The sequence below is a fragment of the uncultured Campylobacter sp. genome (assembly GCF_938018035.1).
Lineage (GTDB): Bacteria > Campylobacterota > Campylobacteria > Campylobacterales > Campylobacteraceae > Campylobacter_B.
In genome coordinates this window covers 1-1031 of record NZ_CALIJF010000334.1, presented here as the reverse complement: position 1 = coordinate 1031, position 1031 = coordinate 1, and the positions used below count along the sequence as shown (strand labels likewise).

Sequence of the window (1031 nt, the reverse complement as noted above, 5' to 3'; positions counted from 1 at the left end):
CGTAAACGCAAGCGCGGTCGTTGCGGTTTGCAAGGCGCTGAATAAGTTTATCGCCGATGAGGCGGGCGGTCTCTGCGAGATCGGACACGGCGTATTTATGGGACTGGCGCGCTATCAAAGTGGCGCGCAGATCATGCAGGAGGGGTTAAACGGATTTTTTGCCGAGGTGCTGGAGCCGATCTTTAGGTGTGCGTCAAGCGGCGAAGATACCGCTACGAGCCTTAACGAGCGCATCGCTGAAGCTAAGGACGTGTTTAAATTTTAATATTTTCGTTTGAGTAGATTTTTAAGTAAATTTTGCAATAACGGAATTTTATATGGAGTAAAAACAACGGCTGATAATATTGTAAATAATCATAAATATGATGCAGAATATATTAGCTATATTAGAAATGGTAATTCCGCCGCAGTTCTTATTACTAGAGATTTGGTGAAAAGCGTAAACACAATTGGTAAGTGGATTGATATCATTGAGAGCAATATTCGCGGCAGAATCGACGGAAGAATCAATTTTAACTATTTCATTGTTGAAATTTTTCCTAGAAAAACTAAGCTGGATTATTCCAAGGCAGCGTCAGAGTATGATAAAAAATATATTACCTGGCAAACGGCTTGCAAAGATATAAAAAATGCGAGAAACGTCGGTTACAAAGGCCTCCGATATAAGATATGGTGCAGCTTGTATAATGACAGGAAGAAAAAGGTAGTACGGAAGTATTATAATAAAAAGTTCGGTAGGTGGATGCCAGATGGATGGCTACCTACCGATTCATGTGTTTTAAAAGATAAAATAGAATTTATTGATAACTGGAAATATAAGATCAAATCCATAAGAGAATTATAAAACAACTTAAACGTAACTTCGCTAGTTTTGAATTGAGACTCGAATAATAAATTTAGCCCAAAAGCCCTGCGCCTTTTACCCTCTGCGAGCGATCCGCCGCATAGATCCTATCTCCGCCTACTACTTTGCCGCCCTCGATTTTGCCGCCCTTTACGTCGTATTTCCAGATCGGCGCGGCCGCCTTGAA

At 41.0% G+C, this 1031-nt stretch carries 2 protein-coding genes; both read left to right on the top strand.

Annotated features, from left to right (window positions below):
- The coding region (locus tag Q0257_RS10290; protein ID WP_298024591.1) for a hypothetical protein at positions 1 to 265 on the top strand (265 nt) is incomplete at its 5' end.
- Positions 266 to 274: 9 nt separating this feature from the next.
- Positions 275 to 844 carry a hypothetical protein gene (locus tag Q0257_RS10285; protein ID WP_298024589.1) on the top strand — a complete coding sequence of 190 codons (570 nt, stop codon included), beginning with the start codon at positions 275 to 277 and terminating at the stop codon, positions 842 to 844.
- Positions 845 to 1031 lie beyond the last annotated feature (187 nt).